This is a genomic window from Bacteroides sp. 51 (genome assembly GCF_010500965.1).
Taxonomy (GTDB): Bacteria; Bacteroidota; Bacteroidia; order Bacteroidales; family Bacteroidaceae; genus Bacteroides.
This window is the reverse complement of the sequence record NZ_QVMI01000003.1, coordinates 91,104-107,324: the sequence shown is the minus strand read 5'-3', so window position 1 is coordinate 107,324 and position 16,221 is coordinate 91,104. Positions and strand designations below refer to the sequence as shown.

At 43.3% G+C, this 16,221-nt stretch carries 9 protein-coding genes; 7 read left to right on the top strand and 2 right to left on the bottom strand.

The window, feature by feature from the left end; genetic code table 11:
- Positions 1-29: 29 nt before the first annotated feature.
- The 7 genes from D0T87_RS03925 (at position 30) to D0T87_RS03895 (ending at position 13,308) form a co-directional block, all read left to right on the top strand.
- Positions 30-668: an AAA family ATPase gene (locus D0T87_RS03925; protein WP_163172979.1), complete on the top strand. Its 639-nt coding sequence runs from the start codon at positions 30-32 to the stop codon at positions 666-668.
- 548 nt (positions 669-1,216) lie between these two features.
- The gene (mutA, locus tag D0T87_RS03920) at positions 1,217-3,115 is read left to right on the top strand and encodes a methylmalonyl-CoA mutase small subunit (protein ID WP_163172977.1); all 1,899 of its coding nucleotides are present in this window, start codon (positions 1,217-1,219) and stop codon (positions 3,113-3,115) included.
- A gap of 86 nt (positions 3,116-3,201) precedes the next feature.
- Positions 3,202-5,346 (top strand): methylmalonyl-CoA mutase, encoded by a 2,145-nt coding sequence (gene scpA / locus D0T87_RS03915; RefSeq protein ID WP_163172975.1) that lies wholly within the window; start codon positions 3,202-3,204, stop codon positions 5,344-5,346.
- A 310-nt stretch (positions 5,347-5,656) separates the two neighbouring features.
- Entirely contained in the window at positions 5,657-6,439 is a 783-nt protein-coding gene (locus tag D0T87_RS03910; protein WP_163172973.1) for an SGNH/GDSL hydrolase family protein, read from the top strand.
- A gap of 22 nt (positions 6,440-6,461) precedes the next feature.
- Complete coding sequence (locus tag D0T87_RS03905) at positions 6,462-7,928, top strand: MBOAT family protein (protein ID WP_203558604.1); 1,467 nt, start codon at positions 6,462-6,464, stop codon at positions 7,926-7,928.
- A 1,244-nt stretch (positions 7,929-9,172) separates the two neighbouring features.
- Positions 9,173-11,242, top strand: coding sequence for a DNA topoisomerase 3 (locus tag D0T87_RS03900; RefSeq protein WP_163172969.1), 2,070 nt, complete (start codon positions 9,173-9,175; stop codon positions 11,240-11,242).
- A gap of 23 nt (positions 11,243-11,265) precedes the next feature.
- Entirely contained in the window at positions 11,266-13,308 is a 2,043-nt protein-coding gene (locus tag D0T87_RS03895) for a M48 family metallopeptidase (protein ID WP_163172967.1), read from the top strand.
- A 272-nt stretch (positions 13,309-13,580) separates the two neighbouring features.
- Here the strand turns inward: D0T87_RS03895 and D0T87_RS03890 are convergent, their stop codons facing one another.
- Together D0T87_RS03890 and aroC are read right to left on the bottom strand one after the other, a co-directional pair.
- On the bottom strand, positions 13,581-14,936 hold the full coding sequence (locus tag D0T87_RS03890; protein ID WP_163172965.1) for a dipeptidase: 1,356 nt from the start codon (positions 14,934-14,936) through the stop codon (positions 13,581-13,583).
- A 57-nt stretch (positions 14,937-14,993) separates the two neighbouring features.
- Positions 14,994-16,070, bottom strand: coding sequence for a chorismate synthase (gene aroC, locus D0T87_RS03885; protein WP_163172963.1), 1,077 nt, complete (start codon positions 16,068-16,070; stop codon positions 14,994-14,996).
- Positions 16,071-16,221 lie beyond the last annotated feature (151 nt).

Sequence of the window (16,221 nt, the reverse complement as noted above, 5' to 3'; positions counted from 1 at the left end):
TTGGTTACTGAAACAAACAAATAAGGATAATGAACGATAAATATGTGATCAATATTGGCCGTCAGTTGGGGAGCGGCGGTAGGGAGATCGGAGAGAAACTGGCCGTACGCCTGGGAATTTCTTTTTATGATAAAGAATTAATCAATCTGGCTTCCAAAGAGAGCGGACTTAGTGAGGAGCTTTTTGAGAAAGCCGATGAGAAACCCTCGCAAACCATCATTGGCGGATTGTTTGGTGCCCGCTTTTCATTGTTTACAGATAGCTCCTTGCCTTATACGAATTATTTGAGCAACGATGCGTTGTTCAAAATCCAAAGCGACGTGATCCGTAAGCTGGCAGCAGAAAAATCGTGTTTGTTCGTTGGCCGTTGTGCCGATTATATTTTGCGTGAGAACCCCCGTTGCGTCAATGTATTTGTGACGGCCTCTCTGGAAGAACGGATAAAACGTTTGTCTGCATCGGGCGATTTAACCAAAGAACAAGCCGAAGAACTGATTGCTAAGACGGATAAAAAACGTTCCGAATATTATAACTACTATAGCTATAAAACCTGGGGAGCCGCATCTACTTATCATTTGTGTATTGACTCTTCCGTATTGGGCATTGAAGAAACTGTGTTATTCATTGAACAGTTTGTCAAAAGGAAGTTAAATCTGTTTCATTCTTAATATTTTATTCTTTTCAGAACTATGTCCGGTTTAAGGCGAATGTGTTATTCCTTTCGTCTGTCACACGGAAATTGCAGTGCTTTTATTTGACATATTAGTGCGTGTTTTCTTTCTAATTAATAGGATGAAGAAAAAAGGCATGAAAACTTGAAAAAACGCCCCTGGAGGGCGTATGGCGCCACTTCTTACTCATCTGTTTTTTTTGATGCGATAAAAAATAATTTTTGATGCATCAAAAAAATATTTTCGTCGAATCAAAAATTTATTTTTGTCGCATCAAAATTCCAGGGGATATTAATCTGGAAAAATAAAACAGTATAAAATCTGTATAAATCCATTTTAGTAAATAGGTTCGTGATGCATGATAAGGATGACCGACGCATATATGGATTATGTGTTATCAATAAGATAACCCGTCGTGCGAAAAATCCCTAAAAAAGGATATTGGTTTTAAGTAATTCTGTATATTTGCAGGGTTTACGTATAACATATAGAAAGAATTAAAGAAAAAAATCATTATATAAACTGATTTTAATTTTAAATAAACTATGGCAGACAGTAAAGAAAAACTCTTCTCGGATTTTCCTTCCGTTTCGACCGAAAAGTGGATGGAGAAAGTAGTGGCCGACCTCAAAGGGGCTGACTATGAGAAGAAACTCGTTTGGAAAACAAACGAAGGATTTAAGGTAAAACCTTTCTACCGCATGGAAGACATCGAAAGCCTGGCTACGACCAACGCGCTTCCCGGAGAATATCCTTACCTGAGAGGCACAAGAAAGAATAATAACTGGATGATTCGCCAGGAAATTCGGGTGGAAGATGCTAAAACAGCAAACGCTAAAGCATTGGATATTCTGAATAAAGGAGTCGATTCTCTTTCTTTCCACGTGAAAGCAAAAGAACTTAGCCCCGAGTTTATTGAAACGTTGTTGAACGACGTTCATGCAGGAGCTATTGAATTGAACTTCTCAACCTGTCAGGGTCATGTAGTGAAGTTGGCCGAATTATTGGTGGAATATTTCAATAAGAAAGACTACGACTTCAAAGAACTACGCGGTTCAATAAACTTCGACTATTTCAACAAAATGCTGACCAAGGGTAAGGAAAAAGGTGATATGGTGCAAACTGCCAAAGCATTGCTTGAAGCCATCCAACCCCTTCCTTTATACCGTGTGTTAAATGTAAACGCATTAACCTTGAACAATGCCGGAGCATATATCTCGCAAGAACTTGGCTACGCATTGGCTTGGGGAAATGAATATATGGAGCAACTCACCGATGCAGGTATACCTGCCGGATTCATTGCTAAAAGACTGAAATTCAACTTCGGTATCAGCTCTAACTACTTCATGGAAATCGCGAAATTCCGCGCCGCACGTATGCTATGGGCCAATATCGTTTCCATGTACAAACCCGAAAGCCTTTCCGACTGCGAAAACAGAGGACCAAACGGAGAGTGCCGTTGCGCAGGACGCATGCACATCCATGCCGAAACCTCTTCTTACAACCTGACTTTGTTCGATGCACACGTAAACCTGCTTCGTACCCAAACCGAAGCAATGAGCGCGGCTTTGGCTGGTGTAAACTCAATGACGGTTACTCCATTCGATAAAGCCTATCAAACTCCCGATGAATTCTCGGAACGTATGGCACGCAACCAACAACTGCTGTTGAAAGAAGAATCTCATTTCGACAAAGTGGTTGACCCCGCTGCCGGATCATATTATATCGAAAACCTGACTGTTTCCATCGCTCAACAAGCCTGGGAAATCTTCCTTAAAGTACAAGAAGCAGGTGGTTTCTATGCTGCATTGAAAGCCGGAAGCGTACAACAAGATATCAACGAAACCGGTAAAAACCGTCATAAGGCTGTGGCTCAACGCCGCGAGATTCTGCTGGGTACCAACCAATACCCTAACTTTACAGAATTGGCAGGCGATAAAAGACCAGTTGAAAAGGCCTGTTGCTGTGGTGGCGATCACGATAAATGTGAAAAGGATGTGGAAACATTAAACTTTGACCGTGAAGCCAGCCAGTTCGAAGCCTTACGTCTGGAAACAGAGGCGTCGGGCAAGCGTCCTAAAGCATTTATGCTGACCATCGGTAACCTGGCCATGCGTCAGGCTCGTGCTCAATTCTCTTGTAACTTCTTCGCATGTGCCGGATATGAAGTGATTGATAATCTGGGATTCCCAACCGTTGAAGCCGGAGTTGAAGCCGCAATGGCTGCAAAAGCAGACATCGTAGTGCTTTGCTCGAGCGACGATGAGTATGCCGAATATGCTATTCCCGCATTCAAGGCTTTGGCCGGCCGCGCTATCTTCGTAGTAGCCGGTATGCCTGCAAATGCCGATGAACTGAAAGCTGCCGGTATTGAGAACTTCGTCAACGTTCGCTCTAATGTGTTGGATACATTGAAAGCTTACAATGCACAATTATTGAGTTGAAAATTGAAAGTTGAAAATTGAAAGTTACCATGCGGCATCGCAACTTTCAACTTTCAATTTTCAACTTTCAACTAAATAAAAAAACAATGAAACCAAATTTTAATAATTTAGATATATTCGCCGGACTTCAGCCTGTAAACGGTGCTGAATGGCAAAAGGCAAATAATGTCACAGCAGGCTGGGAAACCCCGGAACATATTGCTGTGAAACCGATTTATACCAAAGAAGACCTCGAAGGCATGGAGCATCTGAACTATGCAGCCGGTATTCCTCCTTTTCTTCGCGGACCATATTCCGTGATGTACACCCTTCGCCCATGGACCATCCGTCAGTATGCCGGATTCTCTACTGCCGAAGAATCAAATGCATTCTACCGCCGTAACCTGGCTTCCGGTCAGAAAGGACTTTCGGTTGCGTTCGACTTGGCTACGCACCGTGGCTATGACCCCGACCACGAACGTGTAGTTGGCGACGTAGGTAAAGCCGGTGTATCCATCTGCTCGCTCGAAAACATGAAAGTGTTGTTTGATGGTATTCCATTGAATAAAATGTCAGTGTCTATGACCATGAACGGTGCCGTACTTCCTGTATTGGCATTCTATATCAACGCCGGTCTGGAACAAGGCGCACAACTGGAAGAACTTTCCGGTACTATCCAGAATGATATCCTTAAAGAATTCATGGTGCGTAATACATACATTTATCCGCCAGCATTCTCGATGAAGATCATCTCTGATATTTTCGAGTATACCTCTCAAAAGATGCCTAAGTTTAACTCCATCTCTATCTCAGGCTACCATATGCAAGAAGCTGGTGCTACGGCAGATATTGAGCTGGCTTATACATTGGCCGACGGATTGGAATATCTTCGTGCAGGTACTGCTGCCGGAATCGACATCGACGCTTTCGCCCCTCGTTTGTCATTCTTCTGGGCCATCGGTATGAACCACTTTATGGAGATTGCTAAGATGCGTGCTGCCCGTCTGTTATGGGCTAAGATCGTGAAGCAATTCAACCCGAAGAACCCGAAATCACTGGCATTGCGTACACACTCGCAAACATCTGGTTGGTCGCTTACCGAGCAAGACCCATTTAATAATGTAGGCCGCACTTGTATCGAAGCAATGGCTGCTGCACTGGGACACACTCAGTCGCTCCATACCAACGCGTTGGATGAAGCTATCGCACTTCCTACCGATTTCTCGGCACGTATTGCCCGTAATACACAGATTTATATTCAGGAGGAAACCTATATCACTAAGAACGTTGACCCATGGGGTGGTTCTTACTATGTAGAGTCTTTGACGAAAGAGATTGCCGACAGAGCCTGGGAACTTATTCAGGAAGTTGAAAAACTGGGTGGTATGGCGAAAGCTATCGAAACCGGTGTTCCTAAAATGCGTATCGAAGAGGCTGCTGCCCGTACACAGGCACGTATCGACTCTGGCTCTCAGACTATCGTAGGCGTGAACAAATACCGTCTGGAAAAAGAAGATCCGATTGATATTCTTGAAATTGACAATACGGCTGTTCGTAAAGAACAAATCGAACGCCTGAAAGAACTCAAAGAAGGTCGCGATGAGGCTAAAGTACAGGCTGCCTTGGAAGCTATCACCAAATGCGTGGAAACCAAAGAAGGCAACTTGTTGGAACTTGCAGTAGAAGCCGCTCGCGTACGTGCTACATTGGGCGAAATCTCTTACGCATGCGAAAAGATCGTTGGACGTTATAAAGCAGTAATCAGAACAATTTCAGGCGTGTATTCAGCAGAAAGTAAAAATGATGCGGACTTCAAACGTGCTACAGAATTGGCAGAGAAGTTTGCGAAGAAAGAGGGCCGTCAACCTCGTATCATGGTAGCTAAAATGGGACAGGATGGTCATGACCGCGGTGCAAAAGTTGTTGCCACAGGTTATGCCGACTGTGGATTCGACGTAGATATGGGACCATTGTTCCAGACGCCTGCCGAAGCAGCCCGTCAGGCCGTAGAGAATGACGTAAACGTGGTAGGTGTTTCTTCACTTGCTGCCGGTCATAAAACGCTTGTGCCACAGATTATCGACGAGTTGAAGAAACTTGGACGTGAAGATATCGTAGTCATCGCCGGTGGTGTAATCCCTGCTCAAGACTATGACTTCCTGTACAAAGCTGGTGTAGCAGCTATCTTTGGCCCTGGTACCCCGGTAGCCAAAGCAGCCTGCCAAATCCTCGAAATCCTTCTCGACGACTAGCAGCGAGGCGCTGCACCCAGGTTTCCCTGCGGAAAGCAGGGTGGCGGCAAGGTGCCGCTGCCAGGTTAATAATAAAAAAGAAGTCTGTCTGAAAAGAGTTATCCTTTTACTGTAGGAGCGGTTCGCGAACCGCCCAAGTCCCAGGGAGTCATTCTCTGCGTGCTATCGGGCGATTCGCGAATCGCCCCTACAGTAAATCTTTAACCTTTGGGACAGGCTCTTTTTATTTAAAATGTTCTATATCACTTGTGAAAATACAAGGATTGTTCTATTTTTGTCATTTCCAATAAATCTAATACTCTAAGGACAAATGCAAGAGAAAACTCCGGATAGGCTCTATATAAAATTGGTGGGTATATTTTTAATTCCACTTATCGCCATAACGGCTTATTCCTTTGTAGGAGAATTTACCTTGGGAGATTTTACACTGCAACAGGCCAAAATCGCTTCACACTTCAAGCCGAAAGCCGACGAACCTGATATTTCACTGATTGATTCCACTTTATTATCCGTAAGCGATACCGCTGTTGTAGATACAACTGCACAACGCATCTTGTTACTTGGCGATTCGATGGTCGAAGGATTAAGCAAGCGTATGCGGAACTATGCTGCTGAGAATGGGCATGAACTGCTGAATGTGATCTGGTACAGCTCATCCACTAAAATATGGGCGCAATATGATACATTGAGCCATTACATCCGTCAGTTTGATCCTACATATATAATGCTTTGTTTGGGGGGGAACGAACTCTCTGTCCGCGATCTTGATAAACGTGATGAAGCCATCCAAACCATTATTTCTAAGATCGGCGACCGCCCCTTTATATGGATTGGCCCGCCGAACTGGAAACAAGATACAGGCATTAATGAACTGATAAAGAAAAACGCAGGTGCAGGCCGCTATTATCCTTCCAAACGATTAACTTATAAAAGGAAAGAGGATGGTGCACACCCCGTTCAGGAATCTTCCAACCAATGGATGGATAGCGTGGCCGTATGGGTAGCCGATAGTGCCGCTTATCGAATCCGGATGGTTCCGCCACAAAGTACCGAACAGAAAGGACGGACTGTAATTTTATCTCCTCTGAAATAAATCTTCTCAAATGAACTATACAATGAACGACATATGGAGCGGGTTAAAATCGCTGTTGGCACACAACGTTGGTGAGCCACTACTCTTTTCATCGGGTACGTTCTGGGTAATGTTCATTGCATTTATCCTATTATATGCTGTAGTACAACAACGAAAAGTGCAGATGATGCTGTACGTAACAGCATTCAGCCTTTTCTTCTATTACCTGTGCAACGGCATGGCTTGCCTATTGCTGCTCTTTACAGCAATAACCGACTGGATGTTGGCACAACGTATTGCTCAGTCAACAGAGAAAAAACAAAAGAAACTGTATCTCACGCTGTCTATCTGCCTGAGCGTGGGCATACTGGTATATCTGAAATATTCAAATTTCCTGATAGATACCTGGAACAATCTGTTTTCCGAAAACTTCCGGTTGCTGGATTTATTCCTTCCCGTGGGTATATCGTTTTATACATTCCAATCCATCAGCTATGTGGTCGATGTATACCGTGGTAAGGTAGAGCCAACGAAATCTTTCTTACAGTATATCTTTTACCTGTCTTTCTTTCCGCTTATCCTGGCGGGGCCTATCATGCGTGCCGGAAACTTTTTCCCACAAATACAAGAAGGTAAGCGGATAACCAAAGCCATGATCTACGGCGGACTGTGGCTTGTGATACTTGGTGTCATGAAGAAAGCAATACTCGCCGACTATATTGCCGAATATAATAGTTGGGTGTTTGATGCTCCTTTACAATATTCCGGCTTTGAAGGAGCAATGGCAGTATTAGGTTATGCCGCACAGATATATTGCGACTTTTCGGGGTATAGTGATATGAGTATTGGTATGGCGTCCATTATGGGATTCAACCTGGGCGAGAATTTCAACTTCCCTTATCAGGCGCGTAACCTGAGCGATTTCTGGCGGAGGTGGCATATCTCCCTTTCTACCTGGATGCGCGATTATATTTATATACCGCTTGGCGGAAATCGTTGCAGTGCCTGGCGGTCATACCTGAATAATATGCTGACTATGCTCATTGCCGGTTTATGGCACGGGGCATCGTGGATGTTTGTGATCTGGGGAGCCGGACATGGCTTGGGACTCATTATTCAGAAAATGAATAAACCCTGGCTGGACAAGTTGCCGGATAATTTCCTGGTACGTTTCTGCTCATGGTTGCTGACCTTTATTTTTGTTTCGATTCTGTGGGTATTCTTCCGTTCGTCCAGTATGGAGCAAGGCATTGCACTGCTTACGCGTATCGGAACGGACTTTGATATAGCGTATGCTATTCCTTTCCTGAAAGCACGCTCAACCTGGTGTTTATTTATTGGTCTGATATTTCTATGGCACACCATTAATAATCGTGCATACGAGCGGATAAAAGACATTTTTATTCGTCTGCCTTGGTGGGTAAAAGTATTGATGTTTACAGTTGTAATCCAATTAGTGCTTCAATATCAAACAGATAGTGTACAACCATTCATTTATTTTAAGTTTTGATATATTAAAACTTTTGGAATTATTGCATGTTCTTTCTTAGCTTTGAACATATTTATTCATTCAAAACTAAGGTATGATTATGAATATATCCGAATTAATATCAAAATTAGCGTTTGAACTCCAATCAGAAGGGAGTGAACGCACTCGCGGATATTCTATGCATATGAGGAAAAATAAAAAGAAGCTTTACTCTCCGCATAGTCTCCATTTATAATGAAAAAAACATGTAAACAATCCTCATAACGCCTCTGTATGTTCTTGAATAACAAGGAAGATCACTCCCAAAAGAAATACTACCTATCTGACAAAATAGAACAAAAGTTTTTTTGTAATATAAATTAAATTTATAAAACGAAAGCAAGTAGAATATTTGCATTTACTTTCTACAAAGATTTGCATATACTCTACAAACGGATAAAACAGCTTTCATTTATTGTAATGATATTTATCCTATCTTGATAATGAGTGTTTTTTCTACTATTTAGCCATAAATTTGCGTATTTGAATCTAAATACTTATGTTTGTGCTCGAAAATGTCTCTCATTCCCTAGATGAGGGACATGAACTAAAGCAAACGACAACTTGTAGTAGAGACCCATATGCTAACTGAGATTACTCAGATTATCATTACCATGCCTTATATATGGGATGGTTTTATTACGTCTATTGATCATACCTTTCCGGTATCTTCTTTTCAGCCACGTATTTTATGGGATAATTCCACTACTTATTCACCAGGAGGTAAATGAGAAGGAATCTTCTGCATATTAATTCAGTTTCGGCCGGCACTCTGTTGCTTCCGGTTGTGACTTCTTGTGTAGGTTTGAGAGTATTACAAATAAGTTGATGATATTAAGAGATTTCTTTCGGCAGCGGCCGGAGGAAATAAATGCCGAGCGTCGCAATTGGCATTATAACGGCGACCGTACGTTTCAGGATCTATCCGGTTGTTAACCGGAACCTTGCAAAAGGCATATATTCCCCTGTATGTTAAAGAATACTCTGGGATGCTACGGTCGCTTTTATGAAGATATGATTGAAATAAGATATATATAACCGTTGGGTTATAAAAGAAACTTCACTGTCCAAGTCAGCATGGACAGAGTCGTGTTAGCGTGAGGCGTCCATGATGTGAATCACGATTGTCGCTAAAGTTGTTTATATGACTCCCCTAAACCAAGCGAGGTTAAGGGGAGTTTTTTTCTGAGAAAATACTACCTTTGTGTTTCATTAAGAAATAAAGAATGATAGTTTGTATAGCCGAAAAGCCCTCTGTGGCACGCGATATAGCCGATATACTTGGCGCCAGAACCAGAAAAGAAGGATATTATGAAGGAAACGGGTATCAGGTGACCTGGACATTCGGACATCTGTGTACCCTGAAAGAACCTCATGAATATACTCCGGGTTGGAAATGGTGGAGCTTGAGTAGTCTGCCCATGATTCCCCCACGCTTTGGAATTAAGTTGATTGAGAATCCCACGTATGAAAAGCAGTTCCACATTATTGAAGGCTTGATGAAACAAGCCACTGAGATCATAAATTGTGGTGATGCCGGCCAGGAGGGGGAGCTTATACAACGTTGGGTAATGCAGAAAGCCGGAGCGACTTGTCCGGTGAAACGTCTTTGGATATCTTCATTGACTGAGGAGGCCATAAAGGAAGGTTTTGCCAAACTGAAAGACCAATCGGATTTTCAACCTCTATATGAAGCCGGTCTTTCGCGGGCCATAGGCGACTGGTTGCTGGGTATGAATGCCACTCGGCTTTATACAGTGAAGTATGGGCAAAATAAGCAAGTGCTCTCTATCGGGCGGGTACAAACACCCACACTGGCACTTATCGTGAATCGACAATTGGAAATCGAGAACTTTAAGCCCGAACCTTATTGGGAATTAAAGACAATTTATAGAGAAACGACGTTCTCTGCCACAAAAGGACGGTTTACCTCAAAGGAGGAAGGAATGGAATTTCTGGATACAGTGCGACAATCGGACTTTACCGTGACGGATGTTTCGGCAAAGAAAGGGGTAGAGTATGCCCCTCGCTTGTTCGACCTGACTTCACTACAGGTAGAGTGCAATAAGAAATTCGGTTATTCAGCCGATGAAACACTGAAACTAATCCAGTCTCTATATGAAAAGAAAGTGACCACTTACCCCCGTGTAGATACCACTTACCTGAGTGATGATATGTATCCTAAATGTCCGGCCATACTGAAAGGAATAAAGGATTATGAGGCGCTGACTGCTCCACTTGAAGGTGCTAAACTACCTAAATCAAAGAAGGTATTCGACAACTCGAAAGTAACCGATCACCATGCCATCATTCCTACCGGAGTTCATCCGCAGAACCTGACGGATATGGAGCGCAGGGTGTTCGACCTGGTTGCCCGTAGATTTATCGCTGCATTCTATCCGGATTGTAAAATTTCTACCACTACGGTTTTGGGCGAGGTGGATAGGATTGAATTTAAAGTAACCGGTAAACAAATCCTTGAACCGGGGTGGCGAGTTGTGTTTGCCAAAGAACAGGTAGAAGAAAAGGAAGAGAAAGAGGGCGACGAAGAACGGGTGCTTCCTACTTTTGTAAAAGGAGAAAGTGGGCCACACATTCCGGACTTGAACGAAAAATGGACGCAACCACCTAAAGTTTATACGGAAGCGACTCTATTACGTGCCATGGAAACTGCCGGCAAGTTGGTCGATAATGACGAGTTGCGTGATGCATTGAAAGAAAACGGTATCGGTCGCCCGTCTACCCGTGCTGCAATTATTGAAACCTTATTCAAACGCAACTATATCCGTAAAGAGCGAAAGAACCTGATAGCTACTCCAACAGGCGTTGAACTGATTGGGCTAATACGCGAAGAACTCCTGAAATCCGCAGAACTGACCGGTATCTGGGAGAAGAAACTACGTGAGATAGAGAAGAAAACTTATAATGCCGGGCAGTTTCTGGAAGAGCTGAAGCAGATGGTTTCAGAAGTGGTAAACAGTGTACTGTCAGACAATTCCAATCGCCGGATCACCATACAGCAGAACACTGCACAGGAATTGGAAGAACTGGCAAAGAAAAAAGTCGCGAGGCGCGATGGCCAGAAAAAAAAGGCTACAGCACCAAAGCCAAAGAAGGAGGCAGCGGCTCCGAAACCGGGAATCGCACCGGAGGCCAATCAAGAGGATAAACTGGTGGGTACTCCCTGTCCGCTGTGTGGGAAAGGAACGATTATTAAAGGAAAAACAGCATACGGGTGTTCGGAGTGGAGGAACGGATGTACATACAGAGCTTCCTTCCCCGACGCAGATTCATAATAAGCATTTAAATATTTCGCTCTATGGACTCAACGACTACTACTATTAAACGCCAGGCAAGAGGCGTGATTTTTCGAATTATTCTGTTTGTATTGGTGTATATCCTGCTAATTGCATTAGGAGTGGCACTGATTTACCTCTCTGTACTCGGGGCTATATATGGAGGGGCGGTTATCTTGGCTCTGGGCATTAGTCAGTTGGGAGTAATATTGGCTCTTGTGATTGTAGGCATACTGGGCTTTGCATTTATGTTCGGATTATATCTGATTAAATTTCTGTTTTCCGGTACCAAAAACGAGAATCCCGGGCGTCGTCAGATAAAGGAGAGTGAATGTCCGGCATTGTTTCAGGCTATTCGTGAAGTAGCAGAATCCACAGCATGCCCGATGCCTAAGAAGGTTTTTCTTTCGCCTCATGTAAATGCTTGTGTGTTCTATAATACAAGCTTCTGGAGTATTATTTTCCCGGTGAAGAAAAATCTGGAGATAGGTTTAGGGCTGTTTACTTGTATGAATGTAGATGAACTGAAAAGTATTCTGGCACATGAGTTTGGCCATTTCTCGCAGAATAGTATGAAGGTGGGAAGCGGCGTTTATGTAGCAAATACGGTGATCTACAATCTGGCCTATACAGAAGATAAATGGGATAGATTTGTAGAAGGCTGGTGCCGTGTTGATATAAATATATTGGCTCTTTTTGGCGCACTGACCAGGGGATTTACAAATTGGGTGAAACGGCAGTTACATGGAATGTATGGGTTTGTAAACCGGGCCTACATGAAATTATCGCGTAGCATGGAGTATGATGCTGATGCTATTGCCTGCCGGTACATCGGTAAGAAGGTGTTTTCATCGGCTTTGCGCAAAATAGATTATTTGTCTTATTCCAGTAACTTTACGAACGGAATGATAGCCGAATTGGCTGCCAAAGGAGAGAAGCCTGATAATGTATTTCAATTATATGATGTGATGACGAAATTGTTGGCCGAAAGGGAGGATATTCGTTTCGGGCATGAATTGCTTATGACATCGGGAGTTAGCTACGGATATCCTGAATCGCGGGTGAAAATAGAAAACGTGTGGGATACTCATCCTTCGATGGACGACAGGATAGCTTTTGCATCGGGTGAGGTGAAGAGAGAGACGGATTTACGGTCGTCATGGGTTCTGCTTCCAGAAGAAATGATCAGGGAGGTATCGGATTCATTCCAGTTGCAATTCCAACAACAGGATGTCGAAGTTGGGCATGTATTGACAAATGATGAACTAAAGTTGCGCAGTGAATCGTATTATGAAGAAAACTCAATTCCCCGTCCATATTATGTGTTTTTGAATAGACATGTGTTCATGCCCGAAGTTACTTCGTTTGTTTCTACTGCCGTCGATAATCCTTTTACTCCTGAAAACTTTGAGTTGATCAAAGAGCATGTAATAGCATCGGGCGATATGGTGACCATGGAGGCTATTGTTGCGAAGGAAATCGAAGTGGAGCATGTGTATTATCAGGGTAAGGAATATGATGTGAAGAAAATGCCGGTTGATGAACATCGGGTGTATATGGAATCACTGGAAGCTAAAGTAAAAGCTATTGATCAACAGGTATATAAATATGCGGTTGTCACTTCACCGGATGAGAAAGAAGCTGATGAAGTACGTTTTTTATATGATGCTATGGCTTTTTCCGAAAAGCACAAAGACGAGTATGGTATAGAAATCCTCAATCAGATAAATGCTGTTTGCTATCATCTGAACCGGGGGATTACGCGTACAGAAGAAGAGTGGATAGATATCAAGAAATTTATCTTTAATCTGGAGATTCAAATACAGCAAATGATGAAAAAAGGGAACTGGGATATGATTGCATACGCCACTAACTCCTCGGAAGAACAACTGAATATGTTACAAGAGTTTTCCGGGAAAGAAAACTCCCATTATGTAAGGTCGGACTTGGATGTTCAATATGTGAATAACATTTTCTATCATGGAAATATGTATATAAGTTTGCTGGATGTGCTGAACTGGAAGGCAAAAAGCCGGTTGGGGAAAATATTGAAAGAGCGTGAATAGAGTGTTACTTGCCACTCTCGCCAACTCTTCATTTAAGCCATCACACCGAATGGGGTGACATGTGAATAACCGCGGGTGAGCGAAGCGTAACCCGCGGTTATTCACATATAAGCCCTGCGGGCTATTCACTCGACATCTCTCATCTGCTTCATACCGTTTTGATGTAAATGATTAACCGTAGGGGCGGTTCGCGAACCGCCCGAAAATGGCTTACTGTACATGCTGTGCATTGGGCGATTCGCGAATCGCCCCTACAGTGAGTTATTTGCTAATTAATATGCCTGATGGAATTCCACAACCGCTTCAATCCCCTTGCGGAAAATATCCAGATTGAAATTCTCATTAGGCGAATGTATTGCATCAGATTCCAGTCCGAATCCCATAAGTACGGTCTTTATGCCAAGTACTTTTTCAAAAGTAGAGATAATCGGAATACTACCTCCCCGGCGTACTGCTAGCGGTTTCTTACCGAAAGCGATTTCAAACCCTTTTTCGGCGGCTTTGTAAGCTGGTAGTGTGATTGGACAAACATAACCCTCGCCGCCATGCATAGGAGTTACTTTGACTTGTACGGTTTCCGGAGCTATGGAAACAATATAATCGGCAAACATGTTGGAGATGGTATGATGATCCTGATGAGGCACCAAACGGCAGGATACTTTAGCATAGGCTTTCGAAGGGAGTACGGTTTTTGAGCCCTCTCCGGTATAGCCACCCCAGATACCACATACATCAAATGACGGACGGCAGCTATTACGCTCCAGTGTAGAATATCCTTTTTCTCCGAAAAGCGCTTTAACACCAATCGCTTTCTTGTACTTTTCTTCGTCGAAAGGTATGTTAGCTATCATATCGCGTTCCGCTTTGGACACTTCCTCTACATCATCATAGAATCCAGATATAGTAATGCATCCATCGCCATCAACTACTTTGTCAATCATTCCGCAAAGTACATTGATCGGGTTGGCTACGGCACCACCAAAATGTCCGGAGTGCAGGTCGCGGTTAGGACCTGTAACTTCTATTTCCCAGTAAGCCAATCCGCGAAGTCCGGTGGTAAGTGAAGGAAGGTCGGCACCCAACATGCTGGTATCGCTTACCAGAATAACATCTGCTTTCAGCAGTTCTTTGTGTTCCTCGCAGAATGCTTCCAGGCTGGGAGAACCGATTTCTTCTTCACCTTCAAAAATGAATTTTACGTTATTCTTTAGTAGGTTGTGTCGCACCAGATATTCGAATGCTTTTACCTGTATAAAAGCCTGTCCCTTATCGTCATCTGCTCCACGAGCCCAGATATGACCGTCACGAATCTCCGGTTCGAAAGGTTGGCTCTTCCATAGTTCCAATGGCTCGGCAGGCATCACATCATAATGAGCATACACCAATACAGTTTTGGCAGAAGGGTCTACGATCTTTTTTCCAAAGACAATCGGATTTCCGGCAGATGGCATAATCTCAACTTCGTCGGCTCCTGCTTGCAGCAAAAGCTCCTTCCATCTTTCGGCACAGAGGGTCATGTCACTCTTATGCTCAGGCAATGCACTAATACTCGGTATGCGGATAAGGCTGAACAAATCGTTCATCATAGCCGCTTCATTTTCTGCAATGTATTGTTGAATCTTGTTCATAATATTTTGATTTATAATTTAACTACAAAATGAAACCTGGCTGCGGCACCTTGCAGCTTATAACTGGGTTGTTCTATCTATTAAATAAAAGTCAAGCAAGGTCATGGCAGCCATGGCTTCAACGATAGGTACGGCACGGGGCAGTACACAAGGGTCATGTCGTCCGCGGGCTTTTAAAGTCGTATCCGTACCATCAGCATTTACAGTGTGCTGCTCCATCAGTATAGTAGGTACAGGCTTGAAGGCTACCCGGAAATAAATATCCTGCCCGTTGCTGATTCCACCTTGAATTCCGCCCGAATGATTGGTTCGCGTTTCAATGCTGCCTTTATTATTATAAAAGATATCGTTCTGTTCAGAACCCTTTTGCTTTAATCCCTTGAAACCATCGCCATACTCGAATGCTTTGGCGGCATTAATGCTAAGCATAGCACCACCCAGTGCAGCATGCAGCTTTCCGAACACAGGCTGACCTATTCCGATAGGGCATCCTTTAACAACACAAGTGATTACACCACCTATGGTATCGCCATCCTTTTTGATCTGGGCAATGTACTCTTCCATTTCTTTAGCCTTCTCCTGATCCGGAGAGCGTACCACATTGTCCTCGATCTTACTCAAATCGTAATCCGTATAATTACCTTCAAGTTTAATAGGCCCAACCTGCGAAGTGTAAGCAAAGATTTGAATACCAAGCTGCTTCAGTGCGATTTTAGCTAAAGCCCCACCTACCACACGCGAAATGGTTTCGCGGGCAGAAGAACGCCCACCTCCCCGGTGGTCGCGGATGCCGTATTTGGTCTGGTAAGTAAAGTCGGCATGCGAAGGACGGTAAATCTCCTTCATATTATTGTAATCGTTAGAAAGCTGATTCATATTCCGGACGATAAAGCCAATAGGCGCTCCCGTTGATTTTCCCTCAAAGATCCCTGAGAGGAATTCTACCCGGTCGCCCTCTTTACGATTAGTCGTAATGGCCGATTGTCCCGGTCGCCTGCGGTCTAACTCCTGCTGAACATATTCTATGTCGATAACTATTCCCGAAGGAAAACCATCAATAACACCACCGATTCCTTTTCCGTGCGATTCGCCGAAACTGGTGAGCCTGAATATATTGCCAAATGAATTGAACATAGTTTTTTTAATTTATAATTAAGAATTTAGAATTAATAATTCTGTAGGTACATGCAAATATAATACTCACAAATTGATTTTACGTTATCTCATCGCATGAATTCTTAATTCTTAATTCTTAATTCTAAATTAAATCTTACTACCTTTGCAT

Bases quoted from the DNA above. Each gene is read 5' to 3' on its own strand.
- D0T87_RS03905 (WP_203558604.1), top strand. From the start codon at position 6,462: ATGAACGACATATGGAGCGGGTTAAAATCGCTGTTGGCACACAACGTT.
- D0T87_RS03925 (WP_163172979.1), top strand. From the start codon at position 30: ATGAACGATAAATATGTGATCAATATTGGCCGTCAGTTGGGGAGCGGC.
- D0T87_RS03910 (WP_163172973.1), top strand. From the start codon at position 5,657: ATGCAAGAGAAAACTCCGGATAGGCTCTATATAAAATTGGTGGGTATA.
- mutA (WP_163172977.1), top strand. From the start codon at position 1,217: ATGGCAGACAGTAAAGAAAAACTCTTCTCGGATTTTCCTTCCGTTTCG.
- aroC (WP_163172963.1), bottom strand. From the start codon at position 16,070: ATGTTCAATTCATTTGGCAATATATTCAGGCTCACCAGTTTCGGCGAA.
- D0T87_RS03890 (WP_163172965.1), bottom strand. From the start codon at position 14,936: ATGAACAAGATTCAACAATACATTGCAGAAAATGAAGCGGCTATGATG.
- scpA (WP_163172975.1), top strand. From the start codon at position 3,202: ATGAAACCAAATTTTAATAATTTAGATATATTCGCCGGACTTCAGCCT.
- D0T87_RS03900 (WP_163172969.1), top strand. From the start codon at position 9,173: ATGATAGTTTGTATAGCCGAAAAGCCCTCTGTGGCACGCGATATAGCC.
- D0T87_RS03895 (WP_163172967.1), top strand. From the start codon at position 11,266: ATGGACTCAACGACTACTACTATTAAACGCCAGGCAAGAGGCGTGATT.